2 protein-coding genes are annotated in these 1,560 nt (G+C 49.9%); both read left to right on the plus strand.

The features are described from left to right. Window positions 1-4: 4 nt before the first annotated feature. Window positions 5-871, plus strand: a complete 867-nt coding sequence (locus tag A3730_RS25990) for an SDR family oxidoreductase (protein ID WP_007150445.1) — start codon at window positions 5-7, stop codon at window positions 869-871. A 41-nt stretch (window positions 872-912) separates the two neighbouring features. Next, a partial coding sequence (locus A3730_RS25995; RefSeq protein WP_063539283.1) for a metal-dependent hydrolase occupies window positions 913-1,560 on the plus strand: 648 nt, incomplete at its 3' end.

A 1,560-nucleotide genomic window follows, 5' to 3' on the forward strand; every position in this document is an offset into this window, starting at 1 on the left:
AACGATGAAATCATTTTCAGGAAAAGTCGCGGCGATCACTGGCGCCGGGTCGGGCATCGGGCAAGCCACGGCGATTGCTCTAGCAAAAGAAGGTTGCCACTTAGCGATCTCTGATATCAGCGAAGAAAGCCTAGAGAAGACGGTCGAATTACTGGCAGGCTACGCCGTCAACATCAGCACTCATGTTGTTGATGTCAGCAACAAAAATGCGGTTTATCAATACGCGGAAGATACCGTATCAACACACGGAAAAGTAAATCTCATCATGAACAATGCCGGTGTGGGACTGGGTGAGACCGTCGAGAACATGAGCTATGAAAACTTTGAATGGCTGATGAATATCAATTTCTGGGGTGTCGTATACGGTACAAAGGCATTTCTTCCCCATCTCCAGAAAATAGGTGAAGGCCATATCGTCAATATCTCCAGCGTTTTCGGCATTATCGGTGTTCCAACCCAGTCAGCCTACAACGCCGCAAAATTTGCTGTTCGCGGATTTACAGAATCATTACGTGAAGAGCTGGATATCGCGGGCGGCCTTGTCAGCGCGACTTGCGTTCATCCAGGTGGAGTAAAGACTAACATCGCGCGTAATAGTCGCATGGGAGACATGGGCAGCATGAACATGGGCGACAAAGAAGAGATTGCCAGCATGTTCGAAAAAATTGCCATGACCACACCCGAAGCTGCCGCTAGAACCATCCTGAAAGGCGTGCGGAAAAACCGGCGAAGAGTTTTGGTAGGCGGTGACGCGGTCATGCTGGACACCACACAGAGACTGATACCCACAGGCTACCAACGCTTGCTTGAAATTATGTTTAAAAAACAGCAAAGCAGCAAAAATAAAAAAACGCATCAGGGCATGGCCTGACATTTTTCTCTTTAACTATCACATTATTGATTGGAGGCGATATGCGCTCGTCTAATACGGTAAAAAGCATTAAGAAACTCAGCGGCGCGCTGGTGGGCATTCCACCGCGTCATATCAATTTTCAATTTCCGGATTCCATTCCAAAGTATTTTTATGCTGGAAATGCCACAGCAACGACTTTCTTTGCCATGCTCTCCGGTTTTTTCCCACCTGGTGAACGCTATTTCATGGAGTCCGTTAGACACTTTCGTGGTCAGGTTAAGGACGAATCTCTACGGGCGGCCATATCGGGCTTCATGGGGCAGGAGGCCATTCACGGACGAGAGCACGACAGGCTGAACCAGATTCTCGCCGAGTACGGCTATGACATGCAGTCGCCAGATCGGTTTGTCAAAATTGGCTTGGCCATACTAGAGAAGTTGCCGCCGAGCACTCGGCTAGCCGCCACCACGTTTATGGAGCACTTTACTGCGCTTCTCGCCGAGCAGCTACTTGAAGACGAGAATTTTGTACGCCAGGCAGACCCTGAAATGCTCAAAATATGGCAGTGGCATGCGCTCGAAGAGCTGGAACACAAATCTGTTGCCTACGACGTATATGAGCTTATTGGTAACAGCCGTACAGAGCGCGTGGCTGCAGCCCTCGCCTCGATGGTCGTCTTGCTGCCGATGCTGGGCATCACCTGGAGC

Source organism: Alcanivorax sp. HI0044 (assembly GCF_001634945.1).